Raw genomic sequence first — 23,104 nt, 5'->3', positions numbered from 1 at the left:
AATAATAACTTCGTTTTTGGATTCGAAGGGGCCGTATGCGAACAGTCAAACGGGGCGATCGTCTCGTGACACGGAGAGAACAATGAGCCGGTTTTCCGAGGAGGACCAGGAACGCATCCGCTCCGGGCTCGTCGAGGAGGGGCGCGAGCTGTTCGCTCGTTTCGGATTCGAACGGACGCGGATCTCGGACGTGACCGACGCGGTCGGGATCGGGACGAGCACGTTTTATCAGTTCTTCGACTCCAAGGAGACGCTGTACGTCGCAGTGTTGCGCGTCGAGCGGGACCGGTTGGAGGCGCTCATCGACGACGCGGTCGCCGAGGCGGACACCCCCGAGGACGAGGTCCGCGCGCTGCTTCGGACCCTGTTCCGTGAGGTGCGGGCCAGCCCGCTCATCTCGCGGCTGATCGTCGAGGGAGAGCTCCGGGAGCTCGAGGACCGGCTGTCGGACGCCGAGCGCGAATCGATCGCGAACGAACGGCCCGAAAGCGAGCTCACGCACGCGTCACGGTGGGTACAGGTGGACGGGTTCCGGTTCGACGACCCGGAGCTGGTCCGGAGCATGTTCCGGTCGCTGGTGTTCGTCACTCGGTCCCGCGACTCCATGATCGGGGCCACCGATCTCATCGCGTACGAGGAGGTGGAGGAGCAGCTGATCGAAACGATCGTTGACGGGTTGTTCAGCGACGGCGGGTCTTGACCCGCCGTCCGTAACCCTCACCCCTCGCTGAATTCCTCCCCGCTGAACTCTCTCCCCCGCGGATCCTGGTGTCGAGCCCCCGTACCCTCGGGCATACTTTTGTTCAGGGCCCGGAAAGGGACCGCCATGGACGACCCCTCGCCGAGGATCGGGCGGGCCCTCCCGCTCTTGATCGCCTTCGCCTTCGTCCTCGCCGTCGCCGGCACGACGGCTCTCTCGGTGAGCGGCGGACCGGCGATCGGTGGATCGGCGATCGGGGCAGCGAGCGACGACGGCTCGTGGCCGATGGAGGGACACGACCCCGGACAGACCGCGTTCGATCCGGACGCCGCCGGTCCCGACGGCGACGTCGGCCCCGGATGGATCTCGGTGACGGGGTACGGTCCCGGGGTGACGGTCGCGAACGGGCGCGCGTTCGTTGCCGGCGGGGAGCGTCGCGGGGTCGTGACCGCGTACGACGCCGCCGACGGGACGCGGGAGTGGCGGGCTCAGGTCGGTGACGCCGTCTCCTCGAAACCGATCGTCGACGGGGACACGGTGTACGTCCACGTCTCCGAGCAGCGGGGGCGTGACGTGGTCGAAGACCACCACGAGGTGGTGGCACTGGACGCGGGAACGGGTGACGTCGAGTGGCGGTTCGCCGCCGCCGCCGACCGCTACGGGTACACGGTCTTCAGCTGGAAGACGCTCACCGCCGCGGACGGCCGCCTCTACATCGCCGGCGAGAACTACGACGATCGGTGGGGAGCCGACGAGGCGGGGTTCGTGATGTCGATCGACGAGGACGGCACGGAGCGCTGGCGGACCGACATCGGCTCTCACGGGATCGCACGGCCGGCGGTCACGGACGGGACCGTCGTCACCACCGTGGAACGATTCGGCGGGAGAGACCGTGTGAGGGCGCTCGACGCCGGCAACGGGAGCGACCGGTGGCACACGTCACACCCCGGCGGTCACGACCTCTCCGCGCCGGCCGTCCACGACGGGACGGCGTACGTGAACGCTCGGTCCCCGCTCGCGATCGACGCCGAAACGGGGGCCGTGACGACGATGTTCGACGCGCCGGGGACCTCGAGGCAGCCGCTCGCGGTGACGGACGACCGACTGCTCGTTCCCGGTGGGCCGAGCCGCGATCGCGGGCCGACGCAGTTACACGCCGTCGACAGGGAGGTCGGCGACGTCGAGTGGTCCGCCGGCTCGTCGACGGGGTTCTCCTCCCGGCCGATCGCCTCCGAGACCACGGTGTTCGTCGGTGCGTGGGACGGCGTGATGTACGCCTTCGACCGCGAAACGGGCGAGGAGCGCTGGACGTACGAGGTGAACGCCGACTACGCGATCACCAACGAGCCTGCCGTCGTCGGCGAGACGCTCTACGTCGGTCCGGTCGACGACCGGGTGTACGCGCTCGTCGACGGGGGGACGGCACGGGACCCGGCCGCCCTCGTGACCCTCAGCCGTTACCTGTCGGCGATCGGCGACCTCGCCGGGGTTTACGCCGTCATCTCGCTCGTCTACCTCGGCGTCGGCGTCCCGTTCGGCGTCCTCGGCGGGATCGCACTGTTCGGAGTCGTTACGGGGTTCCGTCTGTCGCGGACTCCGTTGCGGCTGCTCGCGGCCCGTCTCTTCGGGACGCCGCCATCGGAGGTAACCCGTCGACGGGAGTTCGCGGCCGCTCTGACCGCGAGCGTCGCGTGCGTGCTGATGATCGGTCTCGTCTGCACGGTCACGTTCGGCACGTTTCCGTTCAACGGGCTGATCGCGGCGCTGGCCGTCGCTGCCGGCTCGTGGGCGGTTCTCACGCGCCGATGGCTCCCGGATCACGCGCTCGACCTCGACGCCGATGCGGACGTCATTGCGCGACAGTGGGGGGTTCTGTTGGCCCTCTACGGGCTGGTTGTCGGTCTGGCGTACCCGCTCGTGGTGTTCGTGATCGTGTTGGGGATCTACTTCACCTGACGCGTCGCCTCGCACGTGGCCCGGTGACGACGAGAGGGATACCGGAGAGTGGCGGGGGATGGGGTGGAATGACGGAGAATGGCGGGGGATGACGGGGACGATGACGAAAGGGGTGGTGAGGGGATGGTGAAAGGATAACGGGGACGATGGAGAGGGGAACCCATTTGCGCCACGGTGTCGTACCGGCGGTATGGCACAGGCACGATTGCTCGTCGATCTCCCCGAGGGGCCGTGGGTCGGCGAGGTTTCCCGTGAGTTTCCGGACGCGCGGATCGAAGTACTGACCGCGCTCCCCGGGGACGGTGCCGGGTTCGCGCTCGTCCAACTCACCGCGGACGACATCGACTCGCTGCTCGATGCGATCGCGGCCCACGAAACGATCGCGGAGGTGTCGGTGATGGCGGTCGACGACGGGGTCGCAACGGTCCAGATAGAGGCACACGCGCCGCTGTTGATGATCGCCGCACAGCGCGCCGGCGTCCCGATCGAGATGCCGGTCGAGATCGAAAACGGGGTCGCACGGATCGATGTCACCGGCTCCCACGAGCGCGTCGCGGAGTTCGGGCGAATGCTCCGGGCCGTCGGCGCGGAGTTCGACGTCGTCTACGTCCAACAGCGGCTGAACCCCGGCGGGTCCCTCACCGACCGACAGCGTGAGGTGCTGTTCGAGGCCGTCGAACGGGGCTACTACGACGTGCCGCGAACGTGTACGCTGACGGAAGTCGCCGAACACGTCGGGATCGCGAAATCGACGTGCAGCGAGGTGCTCCAACGCGTCGAGCGAACCATCGTCCGGGAGTTCGTCGACGACCTCCCGCGGCACCCGATCGAGTTCGACGAGGCCGACGCCGCGGAGTGACCGGGCGTCGTCACAGCCGGCGTCGATCGACGAGACGCACCGCGAGCACGACGGGAGCGACACACCAGGCGAGCAGCGCCGCGGCGAGGATCGCGGCCGAAAGTCCCGTGTCCGCGAGCACGGCGGTGAAACCGCCTCCGGCCGCGGTGCCGAGCCCGCTTAATACGAGCACGCGGAAGACGCTCGCCGGGTTCGCCACCACCAGCACCGAAAGGACGGTGTCGGGGAGCGTGAACGCCGCGATGACTCCCAACGCGAGCAGGTCGTGTACGAGGACGAACCAGACCCACACGAGCAGGGAGAGGCCGAGCGCGTGCGTCTTCTCGCGGGCGACCGTGGACAGTAGCACGGCGATCGCGAGGAACGCGGCGCCGACGGCGACCGCCGCGACGAGAAACGTCACGAACGCTCCCCAGCGGGCCACGCCGAACTCGCGGACGAGCAGGAAGCCGGTGAACCCGAACCCGAGCACCGTCGCCCCGGCGAGCACGACGAGGCGACCGAGATAGGTCCCGGCGACGAACTCGCCCCGTCGAATCGGGAGCGAGAACACGACGGCGAGCCAACCCTCCGCCTCCCGACCGACGATCGCGTCGTACCCGAGCGCGAGCGCAGCCAGCGGCACGAGATAGGTGGCGAGGCTCGTCAGCGAGGCGACGATCCGCTCGGTGCCGTCAGGCCCGACCGTCGAGCCGCTGAACGTCACGATCATCGCCCCGAACAGCGTGAACAGTCCGGTCAACGCGAGCGCCCACCGTCCTCGGACGGCGAGACGGTACTCCGTTGCCGCCACGGCACGCACGTGACGGACGACCCTCCGACGATCGGCGCCCCTGGAACGGCCGTCGTGTGCGGCGTGCTGTGCGGCGTGCTGTGCGAGCGGATCGTCCTCGACGGTCGATTCGGCGGCCGAGGTGTCGGTCATCGCGACACCTCCACCGGTGGGGCCCCGGCAGCGGTAACGACGTCGTGAAACGCGGCCCGCAGCCCCGTCCGGGACCCGTGTTCGCTGGGAGTCGGGTCGGCGTCGGCTGCGGCGACGATGTCGTCGACCGTCCCGACGGCGTGGACGGCTCCGTCGTGAAGCACGGCGACGCGATCGCAGAGCCGTTCGACCTCGGCAAGGGCGTGCGAGCAGAAGACGACGGTGGCGTCCGTCTCGTCGTTGATCCGGCCGACGATCCGGTGAAACTCGTCGACGCCGCGGGGATCCAAACCAGCGGTCGGCTCGTCGAGGATCAACACGGCGGGGTCCGGAAGGAGCACCGTCGCGAGACCGAGGCGTCGTTGCATTCCGTTCGAGTAGCCGCCGACGGCCCTGTCGACTGCGGCCGGTTCGAGTCCGACCCGGTCGACCGCCCGGTCGATCCGACCGTCGGCGGGGAGCCCGCGAACGGTCGCGTGGAACGCGAGGACCTCCCGACCGGTAAGCGCCGGCGGGAACCCGACACGCTCCGGGAGGTACCCGACGTGCTCGCGGATCCGATGTCCCTCGGCGGTCACGTCGGCTCCACCCACCGCGAGCGTCCCGTCATCCGGCCGGTCGTGACCGACGAGCAGCCTGAACAGCGTCGACTTCCCCGCTCCGTTCGTCCCGAGGATCCCGAACGTCGACCCGCTCGGGATCGACAGCGAGAGCCCGTCAAGGGCGGTTACGTCGTCGTACGTCTTCCTGACCTCGGTGGCGTTGACGTTCATGGTTCGTGGTCCTCCGATTCAGCCGATTCAGCCAGTTCAGCCGGTTCAGACGGTTCAGCCGATCCCGCCAGTGTCGGCTCCGTCGATGTGTCCGCCCGGCCCTCGCGTTCAATTCCCCGTGTCACTCCCGTCCCGTTCCGCCAGTCGTGCGGCGGATCGACGAGCGGTCGTCGGTCCACGACGCCCGGCGACTCGATGACGGGGAACGAGTCCTCCGCGAGCCGGACCGCCTCGAACGACGGGCTGTTCGCGAAGACGGCCGCCTGCGGATGCTCCGCGACGAGGTGTTCGACGAGCCCCGACGGTCGGTGTCGGATCTCGCTCACGCCGTCGCCGGTCCGGTCGACGGTTCGGGCGCCCGACCAGTAGTTGCCCCGATCGGTGTCGTTCCACGAGACCAGCGAGTTTCGGGGCGTCGAGACGGCGTGGGCGTTCGCGACGAAGGTGTTGCCGGCCACGAGCTGCCCCTCGCTCCCGGCGGAGCTGTGGATCCCGACGTCGTTTCCGAACACGAGGTTGTCGGTGAGGTCGTTGTCCTGTGCGTTGTACACGTACAGCCCGTTCGCGTTGTCGACGACGGCGTTGCCGGTGATCTTCGAGCGCTCGATGTCCTTCGCCAGGATCCCGTGTCCGCTGGTGTCGTCGTTGCGAACCGCGGTGTTGTTCGCGACGGTTAGCCCCTCGCTCACCATGAGCGCGTAACCGACGCCGTTGTCGGCGGCGACGTTGTCGACGAGTCGGTTGTGGTCGGAGTACATGTAATGCACTCCGTACCGGGAGTCTCGAATCGTGTTGTTCGCGGCCAGCACGCCCGTGCTCCACGAGAAGTAGATCCCGTCGCGAACGGCGACGATCTCGCTGTCGCGGATGACCGTCCCGCCGCTCTCGTACAGGTGAACGCCGTTTCCACGCTCGGTAACCGGGAAGACGTGCTCTCGCCCGTCGATCCTGACGTCTTCGATCACGGTCCCGTCGACGCTGTCGAGCCAGATCCCGTACGCCGAGTCGGTGACGCGGACGGTCTCGATCCGTGCCTCGTTCCCCGCGACGAACACGCCGGCGTCCTCGGCACCGAGGTCCGATCCGGACCCACGGACCCAGAGGCCGGTGACGGTGACGTTGTCGCCGTCGACCGTCAGAACGCGCCCCTCCCCGCCGCCATCGAGAACCGCACCGCCGTCGGCGGCGACGAGCGACACGTCGTCAGCCGAGACGGTTATCCGCTCGTCGAACCGGCCGTCGAGAACGACGGTCTGTCCCGGTTCCGCGGCGGCGACCGCCGACCTTGCGGTGTCGTAGGTCTCGCCGTCGACGGTCGCGGATCCGGCCGATTCCGGTGCTGTGACACCGGTCGCGGCGACGTCCGTCTCGACGGCGATCGTCGCGGTCGGTTCGGCGGGCGATGACCCCCCGACGACCAACGGGACCGCAAGCGCGACGACCGCGACCACACAGACGGCGATCAGGAACCCGGCTTCGACCCACGATCGGTTATCTGACATGGCGACCTCCATCGTCCCTCACGTCGGTCAGGTCCGTCGTGTTCGTCACGTCGGTCAAGTCCGTCATGTCCGTCACTGAGCCCTCCTGATCGTCGTGGGCTCGCTCCCGTCGCCTCCGATTCTGCCGTTCCCGATCGCGGACGATCGTTCCGTGGACGGTCCCCAACGCGACCCGAGCCAGCGCCGGAAGATCGACTATCGAAGCGTCGGTATCGCGGGTGAAGTAGGCGACACCGAGCAGGGCGATCGCGAGGATCGTCATGTATCCGCCCGGGCCGAACCACGCGAACCCGCTGATGTTCGCGACCTCGTAGCTGCCGAGCAGCGGCGGCGTGAACGGGTCGACGCCGCGGAGCGGCGCACCGGGGTCGAGCGCCTGTCCCGCCTGATGCAATCGGTACTGGATGAACGCGAACATCCCGACGAAGACCGCGATCGTGCCGGCGAACTGTGCGGTCAGACCGACCTCGAGTTTCCGGTCCGTCGGTGCGAGCGCGACGAACACGCCCGTCAGCGCGAGCGCCACGTACACGACGGGGCCGAGCAGCCACTCGGGGGCCGCGATCGCGTTCTCGTGGACGGCGTAGTTCGGGTCCGTGTACACCGGGTCGGGGAAGTAGAACCCGACGTACTGGTTGAGCCCTTGTACTTCGACGTGATCGCCGCCCAAGCGCGGATACGCGTACAGGTCGACCAGGAGCGTCTGACCGGGGTACTGCGGCGCAGTGAGCGTGATCCGCCACACCGGGACGAGGAGCGCGCCGATGAGCAGCGCCGCTGCCAGCACCGGTAACGCCCGTCGTATCTCGGTGAAACGCGCGAGCGACGATCGCATGGCCTTAGTCCTCCGGTTCGACGATGAGCCGCGAGCGCATTTCGAGATGCAGCGCGCTACAGAAGAACGCACAGTAGACCCAGTAGACGCCCGGCTTATCCGCCGTGAACGTCACCTTGCGGGTCTCCTGTGGCGCGAGCTTGACGTTGATGTCGTACTCGGGGATCGCGACCGAGTGAAGCAGGTCGCTCGTCGTCTCGACGTTCGTCACCTTCATCTCGACGGTGTCGCCTTCCTGTACCGTCATCTCCTCGAAGCCGTAGTGGTTCCGCGTCGAGTACATGTCTATCTCGACACGGTCGTCGGCGACCCGCTCCATCGTCTCCTCGCCGGAAGCAGTGTACTCCAGATCGAGGTCATCGGGGTCGTAGACGTCGGCCGGATCGAGCTTCGAGCGATGGCAGATCGAGGCGTCGTGCGGCTCGGCGTACGCCGGCGAGTCCTTCACGTGCTGCATCCCGGCCTCGTCGTCGCCGATGTAGATCAGCTGGTCGTTCTCCGGGTGGTGCGGACCGACCGGGAGGAACCGGTCCTTCGAGAGCTTGTTCAGCGAGATGAGCCAGTCGCCGGCGGGGTCTTCGGTGTACGACTCCGCGGCGATCAGGTGGCCGGGGTTGTAGTGGACGTCTATCTTCTCGATGACGGGGCTCTCCGACTCCGGCTCGGCCTCGACGGCCGCCTCGATGTCCCACTTCACGACCTGTGAGTCGATGAACAGCGTCGTGTACGCGTGTCCGCGACCGTCATACGCAGTGTGTAGCGGGCCGAGTCCGAGCTGCGGCCGCCCCACGACCGCGTCGGTCGGGTCGTCGACCTCGTCGATCAGATCGATGTCGATGACCGACGCGGTCGGGTCGAGCTTCCCGCTGGCGATGGCGTACTCGTTGTCGGGCGTCACGCTGACGCCGTGCGGGCTCTTCGGGATCGGGATGTAGTGAACGATCGGGTCGTCGCCCTGGTTGAGCGGGCTGTCCTTCCGGCCGTCCACGACCAGGACGTTGTTGATCTCCTCGTAGTCACCGGCCTCGACCGCTGCCTCGATCCGATCGAGCTCGAACGCCTTCACGTCGTCGCGGTCCGCGCGGGTCATCTCCTGTTCGTTGACGCCACCCTCGCTGTTGTAGCCGGTCGCGAAGAAGTAACGGCCCTGCTTGCTTCCGTCGCCGTTGTCCATGTTGCCGTCGACGCGCACCTGCCACTCGACGTTCATCGAGTCGGGGTCGATCGCGGCGAGCACGGACTCGTAGGCGTCCGGGTCGTGGAGGTCGCGGCCGTCGTTCGGCATCGGAACGCGGAACTCGCCGACGCCGAAGATGAGGTCGGTGTCGGGGAGCCGCGCACACGCGCCGTGGGTTCCCTGTTGGTTCGGGATGTTACAGATCGCGTCCGTCTCGAAGTACTTCAGGTCGATCCGCGCCATCCGGCCGTTCGCCTTGTCGTTGACGTACGCGAACCGGCCGTCGTAGTCGCCGTCGGTCTGGCTGAGCCGGGGGTGGTGGGTGTCGCCCCACGTGTAGCCGCCCGCCTCTTCCAGCATCTCGCGGCTCTCGTCGTCGTACCCGTATCCGCGGGCGCTCTCGCGGTTGAACACCGGGATCCGCATGATCTCCCGCATCGAAGGGAGGCCGTACACGCGGATGTCGCCCGCGTGGCCGCCACTGAGAAACGCGTAGTACTCGTCGTGGTCACCGGGCGGGACCGAGTGGTCTGGAGCGGCCGAGACGGTCCCGTCGTCGTCGTCGCCGCCGAGCAGACTGCTACAGCCGGCGAGCCCGGCCAGTCCGCCGACTGCCGCACCGGTCTTCATGAACTCCCGGCGACGAATCCCGGGTAACAGCGAGTCGAAGCCCTCGTCGGACGCCGAGTCGGTCGGTTCGTCGGTTCCGGTCTCCGCATCGATCGATGGGTTGGTGGGTTGCGACATTGTTGGGCCTCCGTCGTCTCCGATTCCCGTGCGACAGTCGGACGTAGCTCAGTGCCGGATATAGGTTGTCGAGGCGGTTGCTGTCCGATAGGAAACGCGCGAACACGTTCGGGGCTCGGTTCGAAGACCTCGTTCCTCGGCGGCGTATTCGCTGTCCGGTTCGAAGACCTCGTTCACCCGATCAGGGCGAAGCTCACACGAAGGTCGACGGTAACCACGAAAGCGGACCGTGACATCCGATATCGTGGAGAAACGGAAGCAGGCGACGGGAAGCGCCGATCGGATCGCGAACCACACGATCCGTGTCGTGCATCGGTTTGAGCTCGACCGCCGGAACCGAACCGGTGGTCGGTCACCGCGGATCGATACCTGGCGGCCTCACTGAACGACGACCGCGCCCTTCATTCCGACGGCCTCGTGCGGCGTGCAGACGTACTCGTGGACCCCCTCCGCCTCGAAGGTGTGTTCGAAGGTGAACCCCTCGTCGTCCACCGACTCGCTCTCGAAGCCCCCGTCCACCGCCGAAACGTCGTGTGCACCGCCGTCACCGGTCCACTCCCAGACGACCGTGGTTCCAGGGCTCACAGCCACCGCGGCCGGCGAGTAGGACAGTCCACCGTCAGACCCCACGGTGACGGAGACGCGATCGTTTCCGGTCGCGTCGACGGTTCCGTCGTAGCCGTCGACGTCGTCGAACCAGCCCCCGTAGTCCGGTTCGTCGGCGAGGTGCTCGTCACCTGTGTCGGCTCCATCGTCTCCTCCGGAACTCCCTCCGCGGTCGTCGGCGTCGCCGCCGGAACACCCCGCGAGCACCGTCGTGACGGCTGCGGTTGCCGTAAGCTGTACGAAGCGCCGCCGTTCGATCCGAGCGTCGTCAGTCATGCGTTCGGTCGACCGTACCTCCCGGCCGAGATTAACTGTCGACGGATGGATCCGTCTCGCGAGAACGCGGCGAACACGTTCGGTGTCGTTGAAGTCGCCGGGCGCTAGTGTGGCTCGCCGCTGCCTTCGAGTTCGGCGAGCGGACCGAAGCAACCGTCGACGAGTGGTCGAGACCCTTCACCCCCGCATGAAGTCCGCGTCTCCGAACACGACCCGTCACGCCACCCGAACCTACTTGTGGGCGGGCTTCGGGGTAGCGGGATGGAGTACACGACGCTCGGCGACACGGGCACGACGGTGAGTCGGATCTGCATCGGGACGAACACGTTCGGCGGCGACGCCCCGTGGCACCTCTCGGCCGACGAGGCACAGGCGGTCGTCGACACGGCGATCGACAACGGGATCAACTTCTTCGACACGGCGAACAACTACAACACGGGAGCGAGCGAGCGCGTGTTGGGCGACGCGCTGGACGGCTACGACGTCGATCGACAGGTGGTCGCGACGAAGGTGTACTTCCAGATGGACGAGTCCGATCCGAACTCGGGCGGGCTCTCCCGGAAGGCGATCGAGACGCAGCTGGAAGCGAGCCTCGACCGGCTCGGGATGGAGACGATCGACCTCTACCAGATCCACCGCTGGGACGACGCCACCCCGATCGCGGAGACGCTGTCCGCGCTGACCGACGCGGTCCGACGCGGACGGGTGCGGTACCTCGGCGCGTCCTCGATGTGGGCCCACCAGTTCGCCGAAGCGGTCCACGCCGCGGAGCTGGGCGATTACGAGCCGTTCGTCACGATGCAGAACCACTACAACCTCGCGTACCGCGAGGAGGAGCGCGAGATGGTCCCGTTCTGTGAGGCGCGAGGGATCGGGGTCATCCCGTGGAGCCCGCTCGCACGCGGGTTCCTGACGCGACCGTACGACGAGGTCGAAGCGACGGTCCGGGGCGAGACGGACGACAACCTCAAGCGGCGGTTGGCCACCTACGCGACCGAGGGCGGCCGGGAGATCAACGCACGCGTCGCGGAACTCGCCGACGAGAGGGGGATGAAGATGGCCCAGGTCGCGCTCGCGTGGCTGCTCCATCAGGACGCCGTCGACGCCCCCATCGTCGGCGCACGGAAACCGGAGTACGTCGAGGACGCCGTGGAGGCGCTCGACGTCGACCTCTCCGACTCGGAGTTAGCGTGGTTGGCAGAGCCGTACGAGCCCGTCCCGGTCTCCGGCCACTCGTAGTCGACTGACTGAGGCGTTCGAGGCGTGACCGATGCGGGGTGAGTGACCGTCCGCCGACGTTCTTCCCACCATGGGTTCTCCCCGACCTTCGGGTCAGGGTTCGAGGTCGCCGATGAGCTTCCCATAGACGATCAGTTCGTACACGAGCGTCGCGGGGATCAGGAGGAGACCGACGATGGTCAGCCCGATCAGCACCTGCAGGACGGCGAACGCGGTGGGGAGGACGACCCACACGAGGACGACGACGAGCAGGTACCGGAGGCTCAGGGCCGTCCCGGCGACCGCGCGGAGGTCGAAGGCGTCGCCGATCCGACGACGACGCGCGAAGTGGTACAACACCGACGTGGAGACGTAGAGGAGGCCGAAGTACGCCGGAACGAGGAGGAGAAAGCCCACGGTTCCGGCCGTTTCGCTGAGTGAGCCGAGGAGCGCGACGCCGAACATCGCCAGGAGGAGGCCGAGGAAGTACGCGATCCCGATCCCCGTGAGCTTGAGACCGTCGACGATGAGTTCGCCGTAGGCCTCGAAGCGGGGCACCGGACGACCGTCGATCGCGTGGTTGACCGTCCGGACGAAATACCCGAACAGGACGAACAGCGGTACCACGAGGACCGATCCGACGACGAGCAGGGACCCGATGAGGTGCGTTTTCAGTCGGTCGTCGTCCGCCAGCGGGTAGCCGAACGCGTTGGAGAGCACGGACTGATCCCCTCACGGGCATGGAAAGGACGTTTCGGTTCATCCCCGGCCGTGCCGGCGGAACTGAGCGAGACGCTAGCACGATAGGCTCCCCCGGCGGTCCTCGATCCATCGTTCAGTGGCCACGAACACGGTTGCGCACGCTTCGGCGTATCGAGTCGAGTTCGAGGTCACCGGTCGTCTCACCATTCGGCGGCTGATGAAAGGGTCGGGCGAGGAACGACCGCCGACAACGCCTTACGACCGCCCGTCAACGTAGGGCTATGCCATCGGGAACCGAGCCGATCACCAGCGTCGGGGTCGACGTCGGAACGACGACCACGCAGGTCGTCGTGAGTCGGCTTCGGGTGACGCCGCCGACCCACGACGGTGCCGGGACGCCCGAGATCCGCGACCGAACGGTCGTCCATCGCGGTGCGGTCCACGCGACGCCGCTCGTCGACGCGGAGACCGTCGACATCGACGCGGTCGCCGCCATCGTGACAGACGCCTTCGAAGCGGCGGGGATCGAGCCGGCTACGGTCGATACCGGCGCGGTGATCGTGACCGGGGAGACGGCGAAACGACGGAACGCGGAGCCGCTCGTCCGCCGGATCGCGGGGGACGCCGGCGATTTCGTCGCCGCCGCCGCCGGGGGGTCGTTGGAAGCCGTCCTCGCGGGCCGCGGCTCCGGGGCGGCCGCCCACGCCGCCGAGACCGGGCGCGTCGTCGCGAACGTCGATGTCGGCGGAGGAACCACCAACGTGGCCGTGTTCGCGGGCGAAACGCTCCTCGACACCCGGGTCCTCGACGTCGGCGCACGGATCGCCCGCGTGAGCGGGCGGGACGACGGGTACGTCACCGAGCTCTCCCCCGCCGCCGAACGGCTGATCGAAGCGGACGACCTCGACGTGGCGGTCGGCGACCCCGCGACCGAAACGACCCTTCGGCCGTTGGCCGACGCGGCCGCGAGCGCGATCGTCGACTGCGTCGACGGGCCCCCGTTCGATCACCGTATCGAGTCGCTCGCGATGGGAGCGTTACCGGACGAGCCGGTCGAGATCGGCGACCTCGTCGTCACTGGTGGGGTCGGTCATCTCGTGAACGACCTGGCGGACGACGGCGACGCTGATCGCAGCGAGGATCGTGGCGAGGGGCGGGACGGTTCGATCGGAGCAGACGGTACCGCGGAGCCGGTGGGAGCGGCCGTGGACCCGTTCCGGTTCGGCGACCTCGGACCGCTCCTTGCGACGTCGCTCCGGGAGTCGATCCGCGACCGGTCGGGGCTGCCCGATCGGCCGACGGAACTCGCCGAGGACCTGCGTGCGACCGTCGTCGGCGTCGGCACCGAGTCCACGACGTTCTCCGGCCGGACGATCTGGCTGCCGGTCGATCGGCTGCCGCTCCGGGACGTCCCCGTCGTTGCGGTCGATCCGCCAAACGAGAGGTCGGGCACGGCACCGGATCGCTTCGAGCGTGCGGTCCGTACCGCCCGCGACCTGTACGACTTCGACGACGTCGACGGGCTCGCCCTGTACGTCGCGGAGATCGGTTCGCTCGCGTACGACGACCTCGCGACGACCGCGGCGGCGATCGCGTCCGCGGTGCAGTCGATCGCCGACGACCTCGCCGTCGTCATCGTCACTCGCGAGAACTGTGCGAACGTGCTCGGTCAGCTCCTCGCTGGAGAGTTGGCCGATCCCGTCCCCGTCCTCGACGAACTCCGGTTGGAGGCGGGGGTGCGGCTCGATATCGGCGAACCGTTCGGAGATCGGGACGCCGTTCCGGTCGTCGTCAAGACCCTCGTGTTCGGGGGATGACTGCGATGAGAAGCGATCGCGGCTGGGGGTGACCGCGACGGCCCGTTCACTTCTGGAAGTCGCGGTCGCCCTCGCGGAGGTCGAGCCCGCTCGCTTCCCGTTCGCACATCTCCGCGATCAGGTCGGCGATCGCGGCTCCCGCCTCGGAGGCGGGGAGTCCGCCGTCGTGGATGTTCGAGATCACCGATTTGCGCGCGGTCGGCGTCCCGCGCTCGGGCCCGTACACCAGGTAGGCGCTGAGGCTCTCCGCGGTACGAAGGCCCGGGCGCTCACCGATGAGTATCACACAGCAGTCGGCGTCCAGCTCCTCGCCGATCGCGTCCATCACGTCGACGCGGCCGTGCTCGACGAACACCGGGGTGCCGACGTCGAGATCGCGTGCCGCCAGCCCGTCGAGCAGCGCCGGCAGGAGGTCCGGGAGGTTCGCTTCGACCGCGGTCGAGCTGAGCCCGTCGCTGACCAGTACTTGTACCTGCGGTTCCATCCGACAGTGCTCGCGCAGGTAGTCGGCGGTCTCCGCGGATATCTCGCGACCGAGGTCCGGGCGTGCGAGGAACTGTTCGTGACTCTCGACGAGCGTCGCGATCGTGAGGAGATCAAGCGACGCGAGGACCGCCTCGTCGACGCGGCTCGTGACGGCGTCGCGGGCGATCCCGTGGTCCTCGCGGAACCGCAACAGCGTCTCCGTCGTCGGCCGCGGGCCGGCACGCCCCACGCCGAGCCGCGAGGGACTCCGGGAGACGATCCGATCGAGGAGGTTCGGGTCCGTGGGGTCGTCGACGCCGACGTCCGGTCGCGTCCCGCGTGCGGGCTCGTCCGACGGCGATCTCGCCGTCGACGTGTCGTCGTTCAGGGGCATTATCGGACGAACCTCGTCGGGTCACCCGCGCGGTCGGTAAGACGGCCGTCCTCCCAGATCCCCACGTCGGCGAGCCAGTCGCGAAACTCCGGCGCGGGGCCGAGGTCGAACACCTCCCACAGCGCGGCGGCGTCGTGGTAGCTGTTCGACTGGTAGTTCAACATGACGTCGTCGCCCATCGGAACCGTGATGAAGAAGTTCGCGCCGGCGGCCGCCAACAGCACCGCCAGGTTCTCGATGTCGTTCTGGTCGGCCTGGATGTGGTTCGTGTAGCAGGCGTCGATCCCCATCGGGATCCCGTGGAGTTGGCCCATGAACACGTCCTCGAGTCCGGCACGGATCACTTGGCGGCCGTCGTAGAGGTACTCCGGACCGATGAAGCCGACGACCGTGTTGACCAGGAACGGGTCGTACCGCTTCGCGAGCCCGTAACACCGGGATTCGAGGGTGAGCTGGTCGACGCCCTCGTGGGCGTCGCCGGAGAGCTCGGAGCCCTGGCCGGTCTCGAAGTAGGTCACGTTCGGCCCGGACGCGGTGGAGCGCCGCCGTGCGAGGTCGTGCGCCTCGTCGAGCACGTCGACGTCGACGCCGAACTCGTCGTTGCCCGCCTCCGTCCCGGCGAGGCTCTGGAACAACAGGTCGGCCGGCGCACCCTCCCGTATCGCCTCCATCTGCGTGGTGACGTGCGCGAGACAACAGTTCTGTGTCGGGATCGACCACTCCTCGATGAACTCGTGGGTCGCCTCGAGGACGTCAGTGACCGTCCCGACGCCGTCTTCGACCGGGTTGATGCCGATCACCGCGTCGCCGACGCCGTACGAAAGTCCCTCGCGAGTGGCGTCGAGGATCCGATCGACGTCGTCGGACGGGTGGTTGGGCTGGAGCCGAAAGGAGAGCGACCCGTCGGTGCCGACGGTGTTGTTACAGCGCGCGGTCACCGTCATCTTCGAGGTGGCCAAGACGAGGTCCATGTTCGTCATGAGCTTCGTGACCGCCGCGATCATCTCGCTGGTGAGCCCCGGGCGGATCGCGCCGATCTCTCGGTCCGTGGTCGCGCTATCGACGAGGAACTCTCGGAGATCGGAGACGGTCCAGTCACGGATCCGGTCGTACACCGGCTCCCGGACCGCGTCTTGAATGACGCGGGTCACCTCGTCGTCGTCGTACGGAACGACGGGGTTCCGGCGAAGCGTCTCCAGGCGAGTGGCAGCGAGGGCCCGCTTCGCCGCGACCCGTTCGGCCTCGGAGTCGGCGGCGACCCCCGCGAGCTGGTCGCCGGTCTTCTCCTCGTTCGCCTTGGCTAACACCTCCGCTATCGAATCGAACCCGTTGCCGGGCGCGTGGTCCGCGGTATCAAGCGACATCGTTCCAGTCTGATCGATCGCTCGGGGGCGAGGGAATTGAACCTTTGCCAACAATTACCAAACCCTGATTGAGATACTGAAAAACCAGTTGTGTGGGCAAGGGTTGGGGGGTTTGATAGAGCCAGGGATGGCGCCCGCCTGTGATATCGTGTGGAAGGCTCTGCACCAATCGTCTGTATTAAATATCCATAACAATCGCCTGTATTATTTATCTGTATTATCTGTCTGTAATAACTATCTGTAACAACTGTATGTATAAACTACCCGTATAATCTGTCTGTATTAATAGTCTGTAACAACCATCTGCGAGAGATCTGTGTGTGAATTGTCTGTAACGGGTCGGCGAAGCCGTCATCTGTGGCGAATACCGTCGGCCGGATACGCGCGGCCCGTCAGTCGCCACACGCGTCGGCCTGCGCGACGATCCGCCGTACGCGGTGATCCGGCGGCTCCACCGCTGCGAGACGACGGCGCTCGAACCGACGGAACGATACAGACATGTCACGGATTTATCCCGTTTCGGATCGTCCGTTCAGCTATGTCCCGAGAGGCCCTCGACTCAGTGGGGTGGTCGCTCGTATGACCGACGGGGCGACCGACCGTATCCGCGTGTGGCTCGTCGAGCGGACGTACTCCGACGACGAACAGAACGTGATCATCCTCACGTACGCCACCACTGACGGGAAGCGATACTTCCGCAAGGAGCGAGCCCTCACATCGTTCGAGGACGTCCGCGACACCACGGCCGCCATAGACAGCGCACCCGAGGACCTCGGCGACGTTTCAGAGCCCGAACGGCGAGTACAGTACGCGACGGAAGCCCGGCGGATGGCGTCGGAGCACGACCCCGACGACGCCATCTGAGTCACGGGAGAACCAGCGACGCGATCGAACGAGAACGGACGAGAGCCCCGACGTGAACAAGGGCTATCACCTCGGGAGCGCCTACGAAAGGTATGCGAGAGCTGGCTTTCACGCTCCGGTACGAACCCGGCACCAACGCGGTGGCGGACGCCCTCGCCGACCACCCCGAGGTCCGGATCCGGTCGCTGTCGTTACACGCCACCCCCGAGAGCCTGTGGAGAGTCGACCACGCGGCGGGTCCCGCCGACGCCCTCGACGACGTCGAGCGGGCCTTTCGCGTCGGCGATTACTACGCCGATTGCCTCGCCACGGCGGAGTGCGGGGCGGCACGGACCACACAGGTGCTCGAACACGCCGCCGACACGCTCGTGCTCTACTCCTACTGGGAGCGTACCCCCGTCTGTACGTCGGTCCCGCATATCGCGCTTGACCATCTCGGCGACGGCGCGCTCTTCGAGACGCGACACGCCGAGCGCGAGTACGACTGGCGGGTCATCCACTCGGGCGGCGGCGACGTCCGAGCGTTCCTCGACGCGGTCGAGGAGGCGGTCGGGGACCGTGCCACGCTGGCGGTCACGCGCCTGACGGACGTTGGGCCGGCCGCTCGAGGCGGGACCGACGGCCTTCCCGCCGAGCAGGACGCGGCGCTCCGGGCCGCCGTCGAACACGGCTACTACGAGACGCCGCGCCGAAACGACGTGAGCGACCTCGCCGATCGGCTCGGCGTCCCGAGATCCACCCTCACGTACCGGCTGCGGCGCGCCGAGGCGCATTTGGCGGAACGGTACGTCGCGGGCGATCGCATCCCCGGGGACGTGTCGACCGTCCCCTGATCTGCCCGAACCCCGGTCGTCGTCGTTCGGTTGGAATACTCCAAGAAAGGCGTATCCGGGTCGGTCTCGTACATCGAATCGATGAGAGAGGACGCGGCGGGCACCGATCCGGGCCGGACGGACGAGCGGGGGCGTCGGCGCGAGCGGACGGCCGCGCTGTCGGTCCCGGAGATGGACTGTCCCTCCTGCGCGGGGAAGATCGAGAAGGGTCTCGGGCGGGTTGGTGGTGTCGTCGAGGCCGATCTCCGTCCGACGACGGGAACCGCCACGGTGACGTACGACCCCGGGAGAACCACCGAGGCGGACGTCATCGACGCCGTCGAAGGGACCGGATACGAGGTGACGAACCGGGGCATCGCCCCGACGACGACGGTGTGGGCGAGCGAGCGCGCGATCCGAACGGGGATCGGTGCCGTCTTCCTGATCGCGGGGCTGCTCCTCGAGTTCGTCGTCACGGGGTGGAACCCGACGGTCTTCGCCACCCCACTGTTCGGTCTCACCGGGGCCGACGCGGCGTTCGTCGCCGCCGCCCTGCTGAGCGGGGCCCCGATCGTTCGGAGCGGCTACTACTCGGCTCGCAACCGCAGTCTCGACATCGACCTGCTGATGAGCACCGCGATCGTCGCCGCGACGGCGATCGGTCTCTACGTCGAGGCCGCGACCCTCGCCGTCCTGTTCAGCACCGCCGAACTGCTCGAGCGATACGCGATGGACCGGACGCGCGACTCGTTGCGCGAGCTGATGGAGCTGGCACCGAACGAGGCGACCGTCATCAGGGCACCCACGAACGCGGGCGAAAAGCGAGACGCCAGCGGCGACGGAAGCGACCGGGACGACGACCGCGTGGAGGTGACGGTCCCCGTCGACGAGGTCGTGGTCGGCGACCTCGTCGCGGTTCGTCCGGGGGAGAAGATCCCGGTCGACGGAACGGTTCGTGAGGGTCACAGCGCCGTCGACCAGTCGCCGATCACCGGCGAGAGCGTCCCCGTCGACAAGTCGAGCGGCGACGCGGTGTACGCCGGGACGCTCAACGAGGCGGGGTATCTCGAACTCGAGGCGACGAGCGACGCGGCCGACTCGACGCTGTCGCGGATCATCGATCTCGTCCGCGAGGCACAGACGAAACGCACCGACAAGGAGCAGTTCGTCGACCGGTTCGCCGGAGTCTACACGCCGGCCGTCGTCCTGCTGGCGGTGCTGACCGCCGCGCTCCCGCCGTTGCTGATCGACGGGACCGCCACGATCGAGGTCGCGGGGTACGCACACGCGTTCACGGGCGAATGGCGGACGTGGTTCGTCCGCGGGCTGACCCTGCTCGTCATCGCCTGCCCGTGCGCGTTCGTCATCTCGACGCCCGTAAGCGTCACCTCCGGGATCACCTCCGCCGCGCGCAACGGCGTCCTCGTCAAGGGGGGAACCCACCTCGAAACGATGGGACGGGTGAACGCCGTCGCGTTCGACAAGACGGGGACGCTCACCAAGGGGGCCCTGACGGTGACCGACGTCGTGCCGTTCGACGACGCGTCGGCCGCGGACGTCCTCCGATACGGCGGCGCGCTCGAGCGTCGGAGCGAACACCCGATCGCGGACGCCCTCCTCCGTCGAGTCGGCGAGGTCGGCCTCGAGGCTCCCGATCCGGACGCTTTCGAGAGCATCACCGGGAAGGGCGTTCGCGCGGAGATCGACGGTGAAACGTACTACGCGGGCAAGCCGGGGCTGTTCGAGGAGCTCGGGATCGACCTCGGAGATCCGGTCGCGTTTCCCGACGGCGGCATCCCCGCGTCGATGCCGGCCGACGAACGCGCCACGGGGACACGATCCGAACACCACGAGACGCGAACCGGACACCACAGCTACGGGGACGCGATCGCCGCGCTGCAGGGCGAGGGGAAGACCGTGATCCTCGTCGGCACTGCTGATCGGTTGCTTGGGCTCGTCGCGATCGCCGACGAGGTCCGGCCGGCCGCGAAGCGGACCGTGGCGAACCTGCGTGACTTCGGGGTCGAGCCGGTGATGCTCACCGGCGACAACGAGGGAACCGCGCGGGCGGTGGCGGCCCAGCTCGGAATCGAGGAGTTCCGTGCGGAGCTCCTGCCCGACGGAAAGGTCGACGCGATCGAGGCGCTGAAAGCCGAGTACGGCGACGTCGCGATGATCGGCGACGGCGTCAACGACGCGCCCGCGCTCGCGACCGCCTCCGTCGGCGTGGCGATGGGGGCCGCGGGCACCGACACGGCGATCGAGACGGCGGACATCGCCCTGATGGGCGACGACATCGGGAAGGTGCCGTACCTCTACGCGCTGTCGAACAGGGCCAACCGCGTGATCCGACAGAACGTCTGGAGCAGCCTCGGCGTGAAGCTCCTGCTCGCGGTCGGCGTCCCCTTCGGCTACGTGAGCGTCGCGATGGCCGTCCTCGTCGGCGATATGGGGATGAGCCTCGGGGTCACCGGCAACGCCATGCGGCTATCACGGGTGACGCCCGAGCAGTTCCTCGAGCGGTGACGTGGCGGGCGGTAACTGGACGCACCTGCACTCGGTGGCCGGTCTCTCGAGCACGCTGAGGTACCGCGAGAAGTCGGCCCCCTCACGGTTTGGAACAGTCTAGTGCGAGATGCTGTCGATCTCCTCGAGAGCCTCGGTAGCGACATCACCCAATTCCCCTGCCTCAATATGCGAATACCGTTCACGAACCATCTCTTCAGAGTTATCGAGATATCGGGCTGCAACCGTGTATCCAAACGCTCGGACGAGAACCTCGCCCATTCCACGCCGACCGCCGTGGGGGGCGAGATAATCGTGTTTCGGATGGTCGATGCCGACCTCCGCTGCACCCGAGAGCCGCTGGAGAACCGATCGTGCGCCATCCGTCGTGATCGACGGCGGTCGGATGTCCTCATCAAGCGCCAGCAGCAGGTCACGAGCGTACTCCGAGCGGCGTTCAGCGATTGCTTCTGGGCGTTTCCCTCGATCAGCCAGCTCGTCCCGTACAAGCTCCGCCAGAGTCCGCTGGTCGAACGTGGGGAACACTGGCCACCGCTCCGTTGGCGGGTCCATCAGTCGACGGTAGTTCCGCAGCGGAAGGATCACGGGATCGGGGAGACTCGCGGCGTCCCACTGCTGTTTCTTCCGGTAGACGTCCATACTCCCGTCGTCGAGCGAGATCTCCTCCCACCGGACGCCGCGTCGACGCGGGTCGTTCGGGTCCCGAAGGAGCTCACCGACTCGGACTGCGGTGTACGCAAGGACGAACACCAGGGCACGGTCGCGAGCCGCCTTCAGTGCCGTGTAGCGCGCTCGTTGCTTCTCAAGCGGGGCAGTGTCCTCCGGGAGCGTCGTGTACGCTTCGACGGCGTCACCGGTCTGCTCGTCGACGTACCGGGTGAGGTCGTGTCGCTGCTCGGACGTCCAGGCCTGCTGATCGCCCGGTTTGCGGCCGTCGTCCTCGGGGAGCGGCGCCATTGCACTCGCCCGCTGTGCGTAGTGTGCCTCGAGGTACCCCTCGTTGACGCACCACCCGCACCACGCAGAGATATAGCGGTAATAGGTTTGTACAGTGTTCTGTTTGAGCCCGCGATCCCCGGCGAGATGTCGGGCGTATGCGCGGAACACGCGTTCGTCGAGGTCCTCGAAGGCGGGGTCGCGGTCGACGTCGTCGGGAACGATCCCAGTCCAGTCGTCATCGCCACGGTCGCCGGCGGCCCACTCGGCGAACCGCTCGAGTTCGCGTGCAGCGTTTCGTCGATAGTTCCCGCCGTCGCCACCGCGGCCTTTCCCCTTGTCCTGGAGGTAGCGGTCGAACGACTCGAAAAGTGAGGTCCCCGGGTCCCATTCCGTCGGTGTATTCCGGTCCATGCTCTCTTGAAATGTTGAAACGTAGTCAGTCACACAAACAGACGCCGCCTTCCCGAATTTGGCTTACTGCAAACTGATGGACCGCGCTGGCGAGATCAGTCATTGCTTCCGCCTGTTCTTGGGTTGGACGTCCGCCGCCGTAATAACTCTCTGTCCGGTTCTCGCTGTAGAGGTCCTTCATCGCCTCTGCAGTCTCCCGCTCAAACAGCCCGATTTGGTGGGCACGCTCGTAGCTGAACTGGTGGTCCTGAAAATCCTGAAGCGTATCGTTCGTCATCGCAAGCGCGTACGCCTCGATCGACCGTTCAATTGCGCCGAAACAGACCTCGATGACGGCCGTGTAGTACCCATCCTGTGACTGAAGCGTGTCAACGACTTCGAGGAGTCGGCACGCTTTCGTCAGCTGTGTCTTCCAGTCTTCGTCAGCACTAATTCCGTCCTCGAACGCTGTCCGACCGCGTCCGACCATCTCGAAGGCATCCTGTGCGCGGTCGAGTGCTGTGAGCACAGCAGCCGGGTCCGAGCCGTTACTCATCGGCGACCCCCTCCTCCAAGAGGAGGTTCTCGACGGTTTCGAAGTCATTCGTCTTGTAGACCGGAATTCCCGAAACGACGATCTCTCGGATATCTTCGGTGTATGCCGAGAGCGCCTGGACAGCCTCGACATCGATATCGTAGGCATATCGGTCACCATCGAACTCCGTGTCTTCGAGGTCACGGGCAACAGCGTTCGCTTCTCGTTGGCTTTCCGCCCGCCCAGACCGGGTTAGCACCCAGAGATCGATATCGCTTCGTCGGTCAGCCTCGCCCCGGGCCACACTCCCATAGAGGATGATGCCCACGACGTCGTTGATGTTTTCACGGAGCTCTGTAACCGCGGCTTTGACGGGTTGGTGATACTCTGATTGGGGAATCCGGAGGATCGGATCGTCTGGAATCGACAGGCGCTGTCTATTGATCTGGACGAGTCGCTGGTTGCTCTCGGGCGATTCGATGACCAAGTCGTTCGCGCTGAGAACGTTCACTGCCCGCCGGACGGACTGGTGTGAGTGACCGATCTGTGTCGCGAGTCCTCGCAGTGAGAAGTCACTGAATCGGTGATTTGTTAAAAAGAGAAGGACATCGCTCGTCGCCTTATGTTTGAATAAAGTCGGATCTGAAGGGGGTATCGAAAGCGAAATAGCTGCCCCAGCCGAGTTCGTACTATCCGTCTCACGGTTCATATGCCGTATCACG

Annotated in this window: 20 protein-coding genes; 8 read left to right on the top strand and 12 right to left on the bottom strand. The window is 67.0% G+C overall.

From position 1 onward, the window contains the following. The first annotated feature begins 82 nt into the window (after nt 1-82). From GRS48_RS11215 to GRS48_RS11205, 3 genes are all read left to right on the top strand, one after another. Complete coding sequence (locus GRS48_RS11215; RefSeq protein ID WP_159486526.1) at nt 83-700, top strand: TetR/AcrR family transcriptional regulator; 618 nt, start codon at nt 83-85, stop codon at nt 698-700. Nucleotides 701-826: 126 nt separating this feature from the next. Beyond that, nucleotides 827-2,656 carry a PQQ-binding-like beta-propeller repeat protein gene (locus tag GRS48_RS11210; RefSeq protein WP_159486524.1) on the top strand — a complete coding sequence of 610 codons (1,830 nt, stop codon included), beginning with the start codon at nt 827-829 and terminating at the stop codon, nt 2,654-2,656. A gap of 190 nt (nt 2,657-2,846) precedes the next feature. Continuing rightward, nucleotides 2,847-3,515 carry a helix-turn-helix domain-containing protein gene (locus GRS48_RS11205; RefSeq protein ID WP_159486522.1) on the top strand — a complete coding sequence of 223 codons (669 nt, stop codon included), beginning with the start codon at nt 2,847-2,849 and terminating at the stop codon, nt 3,513-3,515. Between the two features lie 10 nt (nt 3,516-3,525). Here the strand turns inward: GRS48_RS11205 and GRS48_RS11200 are convergent, their stop codons facing one another. From GRS48_RS11200 to GRS48_RS11175, 6 genes are all read right to left on the bottom strand, one after another. Next, entirely contained in the window at nt 3,526-4,440 is a 915-nt protein-coding gene (locus GRS48_RS11200) for an ABC transporter permease (protein WP_159486520.1), read from the bottom strand. Further along, on the bottom strand, nt 4,437-5,213 hold the full coding sequence (locus GRS48_RS11195) for an ABC transporter ATP-binding protein (RefSeq protein ID WP_159486518.1): 777 nt from the start codon (nt 5,211-5,213) through the stop codon (nt 4,437-4,439). The genes GRS48_RS11200 and GRS48_RS11195 overlap by 4 nt, the downstream gene beginning before the upstream one ends. Further along, the gene (nosD, locus tag GRS48_RS11190; RefSeq protein ID WP_159486516.1) at nt 5,210-6,715 is read right to left on the bottom strand and encodes a nitrous oxide reductase family maturation protein NosD; all 1,506 of its coding nucleotides are present in this window, start codon (nt 6,713-6,715) and stop codon (nt 5,210-5,212) included. The genes GRS48_RS11195 and nosD overlap by 4 nt, the downstream gene beginning before the upstream one ends. Then, nucleotides 6,705-7,550, bottom strand: a complete 846-nt coding sequence (locus tag GRS48_RS11185) for a hypothetical protein (RefSeq protein ID WP_235028053.1) — start codon at nt 7,548-7,550, stop codon at nt 6,705-6,707. The genes nosD and GRS48_RS11185 overlap by 11 nt, the downstream gene beginning before the upstream one ends. Nucleotides 7,551-7,554: 4 nt before the next feature. Continuing rightward, entirely contained in the window at nt 7,555-9,474 is a 1,920-nt protein-coding gene (gene nosZ / locus GRS48_RS11180) for a TAT-dependent nitrous-oxide reductase (RefSeq protein ID WP_159486514.1), read from the bottom strand. Between the two features lie 378 nt (nt 9,475-9,852). Further along, complete coding sequence (locus GRS48_RS11175; RefSeq protein ID WP_159486512.1) at nt 9,853-10,356, bottom strand: halocyanin domain-containing protein; 504 nt, start codon at nt 10,354-10,356, stop codon at nt 9,853-9,855. A 261-nt stretch (nt 10,357-10,617) separates the two neighbouring features. Here GRS48_RS11175 and GRS48_RS11170 point away from each other — a divergent pair, with 261 nt between their 5' ends. Continuing rightward, nucleotides 10,618-11,595 carry an aldo/keto reductase gene (locus GRS48_RS11170; RefSeq protein WP_159486510.1) on the top strand — a complete coding sequence of 326 codons (978 nt, stop codon included), beginning with the start codon at nt 10,618-10,620 and terminating at the stop codon, nt 11,593-11,595. 93 nt (nt 11,596-11,688) lie between these two features. Here the strand turns inward: GRS48_RS11170 and GRS48_RS11165 are convergent, their stop codons facing one another. Next, complete coding sequence (locus GRS48_RS11165; RefSeq protein ID WP_159486508.1) at nt 11,689-12,294, bottom strand: DUF4013 domain-containing protein; 606 nt, start codon at nt 12,292-12,294, stop codon at nt 11,689-11,691. A 263-nt stretch (nt 12,295-12,557) separates the two neighbouring features. Here GRS48_RS11165 and GRS48_RS11160 point away from each other — a divergent pair, with 263 nt between their 5' ends. After that, entirely contained in the window at nt 12,558-14,093 is a 1,536-nt protein-coding gene (locus tag GRS48_RS11160) for an ethanolamine ammonia-lyase reactivating factor EutA (protein WP_159486506.1), read from the top strand. Between the two features lie 46 nt (nt 14,094-14,139). On the opposite strand, the gene eutC is transcribed toward GRS48_RS11160, so the two are convergent. Together eutC and GRS48_RS11150 are read right to left on the bottom strand one after the other, a co-directional pair. Further along, nucleotides 14,140-14,952, bottom strand: a complete 813-nt coding sequence (eutC, locus tag GRS48_RS11155) for an ethanolamine ammonia-lyase subunit EutC (RefSeq protein ID WP_159486504.1) — start codon at nt 14,950-14,952, stop codon at nt 14,140-14,142. Beyond that, complete coding sequence (locus GRS48_RS11150) at nt 14,952-16,316, bottom strand: ethanolamine ammonia-lyase subunit EutB (RefSeq protein ID WP_159486502.1); 1,365 nt, start codon at nt 16,314-16,316, stop codon at nt 14,952-14,954. Before GRS48_RS11150 ends, eutC begins: the two co-directional genes overlap by 1 nt. Before the next feature lie 579 nt (nt 16,317-16,895). Between GRS48_RS11150 and GRS48_RS11145 the strand changes: the two genes are divergently transcribed. The 3 genes from GRS48_RS11145 to GRS48_RS11135 all read left to right on the top strand — a co-directional run bounded on the left by GRS48_RS11145 (nt 16,896) and on the right by GRS48_RS11135 (nt 20,518). After that, nucleotides 16,896-17,180: a hypothetical protein gene (locus tag GRS48_RS11145; protein WP_159486500.1), complete on the top strand. Its 285-nt coding sequence runs from the start codon at nt 16,896-16,898 to the stop codon at nt 17,178-17,180. 92 nt (nt 17,181-17,272) lie between these two features. Continuing rightward, a complete protein-coding gene (locus tag GRS48_RS11140) occupies nt 17,273-18,013 on the top strand; it encodes a helix-turn-helix domain-containing protein (protein ID WP_159486498.1) in 741 nt (246 codons plus the stop codon). 81 nt (nt 18,014-18,094) lie between these two features. Then, entirely contained in the window at nt 18,095-20,518 is a 2,424-nt protein-coding gene (locus GRS48_RS11135; RefSeq protein WP_159486496.1) for a cation-translocating P-type ATPase, read from the top strand. A 99-nt stretch (nt 20,519-20,617) separates the two neighbouring features. Here GRS48_RS11135 and GRS48_RS11130 read toward each other — a convergent pair whose 3' ends face one another. Genes GRS48_RS11130 through GRS48_RS11120 form a run of 3 tightly spaced genes read right to left on the bottom strand, consistent with a single transcriptional unit; the run spans nt 20,618 to nt 23,091 of the window. Beyond that, nucleotides 20,618-21,868 carry a phage integrase SAM-like domain-containing protein gene (locus GRS48_RS11130; RefSeq protein WP_159486792.1) on the bottom strand — a complete coding sequence of 417 codons (1,251 nt, stop codon included), beginning with the start codon at nt 21,866-21,868 and terminating at the stop codon, nt 20,618-20,620. 25 nt (nt 21,869-21,893) lie between these two features. Continuing rightward, nucleotides 21,894-22,403, bottom strand: coding sequence for a DNA-binding protein (locus GRS48_RS11125; RefSeq protein WP_200840261.1), 510 nt, complete (start codon nt 22,401-22,403; stop codon nt 21,894-21,896). Continuing rightward, on the bottom strand, nt 22,396-23,091 hold the full coding sequence (locus tag GRS48_RS11120; protein WP_200840260.1) for a nucleotidyltransferase domain-containing protein: 696 nt from the start codon (nt 23,089-23,091) through the stop codon (nt 22,396-22,398). The genes GRS48_RS11125 and GRS48_RS11120 overlap by 8 nt, the downstream gene beginning before the upstream one ends. Between the last annotated feature and the right edge of the window lie 13 nt (nt 23,092-23,104).

This window comes from Halorubrum sp. JWXQ-INN 858, from assembly GCF_009806985.1.
In the GTDB taxonomy this organism is placed as follows: Archaea; Halobacteriota; Halobacteria; order Halobacteriales; family Haloferacaceae; genus Halorubrum.
This window is presented reverse-complemented; position numbering and strand designations above follow the sequence as displayed.

Coding starts and splice junctions, on each gene's coding strand:
- GRS48_RS11215 (WP_159486526.1), top strand. CDS start 83: ATGAGCCGGTTTTCCGAGGAGGACCAGGAACGCATCCGCTCCGGGCTC.
- GRS48_RS11210 (WP_159486524.1), top strand. CDS start 827: ATGGACGACCCCTCGCCGAGGATCGGGCGGGCCCTCCCGCTCTTGATC.
- GRS48_RS11205 (WP_159486522.1), top strand. CDS start 2,847: ATGGCACAGGCACGATTGCTCGTCGATCTCCCCGAGGGGCCGTGGGTC.
- GRS48_RS11200 (WP_159486520.1), bottom strand. CDS start 4,440: ATGACCGACACCTCGGCCGCCGAATCGACCGTCGAGGACGATCCGCTC.
- GRS48_RS11195 (WP_159486518.1), bottom strand. CDS start 5,213: ATGAACGTCAACGCCACCGAGGTCAGGAAGACGTACGACGACGTAACC.
- nosD (WP_159486516.1), bottom strand. CDS start 6,715: ATGTCAGATAACCGATCGTGGGTCGAAGCCGGGTTCCTGATCGCCGTC.
- GRS48_RS11185 (WP_235028053.1), bottom strand. CDS start 7,550: ATGCGATCGTCGCTCGCGCGTTTCACCGAGATACGACGGGCGTTACCG.
- nosZ (WP_159486514.1), bottom strand. CDS start 9,474: ATGTCGCAACCCACCAACCCATCGATCGATGCGGAGACCGGAACCGAC.
- GRS48_RS11175 (WP_159486512.1), bottom strand. CDS start 10,356: ATGACTGACGACGCTCGGATCGAACGGCGGCGCTTCGTACAGCTTACG.
- GRS48_RS11170 (WP_159486510.1), top strand. CDS start 10,618: ATGGAGTACACGACGCTCGGCGACACGGGCACGACGGTGAGTCGGATC.
- GRS48_RS11160 (WP_159486506.1), top strand. CDS start 12,558: ATGCCATCGGGAACCGAGCCGATCACCAGCGTCGGGGTCGACGTCGGA.
- eutC (WP_159486504.1), bottom strand. CDS start 14,952: ATGCCCCTGAACGACGACACGTCGACGGCGAGATCGCCGTCGGACGAG.
- GRS48_RS11150 (WP_159486502.1), bottom strand. CDS start 16,316: ATGTCGCTTGATACCGCGGACCACGCGCCCGGCAACGGGTTCGATTCG.
- GRS48_RS11145 (WP_159486500.1), top strand. CDS start 16,896: ATGACCGACGGGGCGACCGACCGTATCCGCGTGTGGCTCGTCGAGCGG.
- GRS48_RS11140 (WP_159486498.1), top strand. CDS start 17,273: ATGCGAGAGCTGGCTTTCACGCTCCGGTACGAACCCGGCACCAACGCG.
- GRS48_RS11135 (WP_159486496.1), top strand. CDS start 18,095: ATGAGAGAGGACGCGGCGGGCACCGATCCGGGCCGGACGGACGAGCGG.
- GRS48_RS11130 (WP_159486792.1), bottom strand. CDS start 21,868: ATGGACCGGAATACACCGACGGAATGGGACCCGGGGACCTCACTTTTC.
- GRS48_RS11125 (WP_200840261.1), bottom strand. CDS start 22,403: ATGAGTAACGGCTCGGACCCGGCTGCTGTGCTCACAGCACTCGACCGC.
- GRS48_RS11120 (WP_200840260.1), bottom strand. CDS start 23,091: ATGAACCGTGAGACGGATAGTACGAACTCGGCTGGGGCAGCTATTTCG.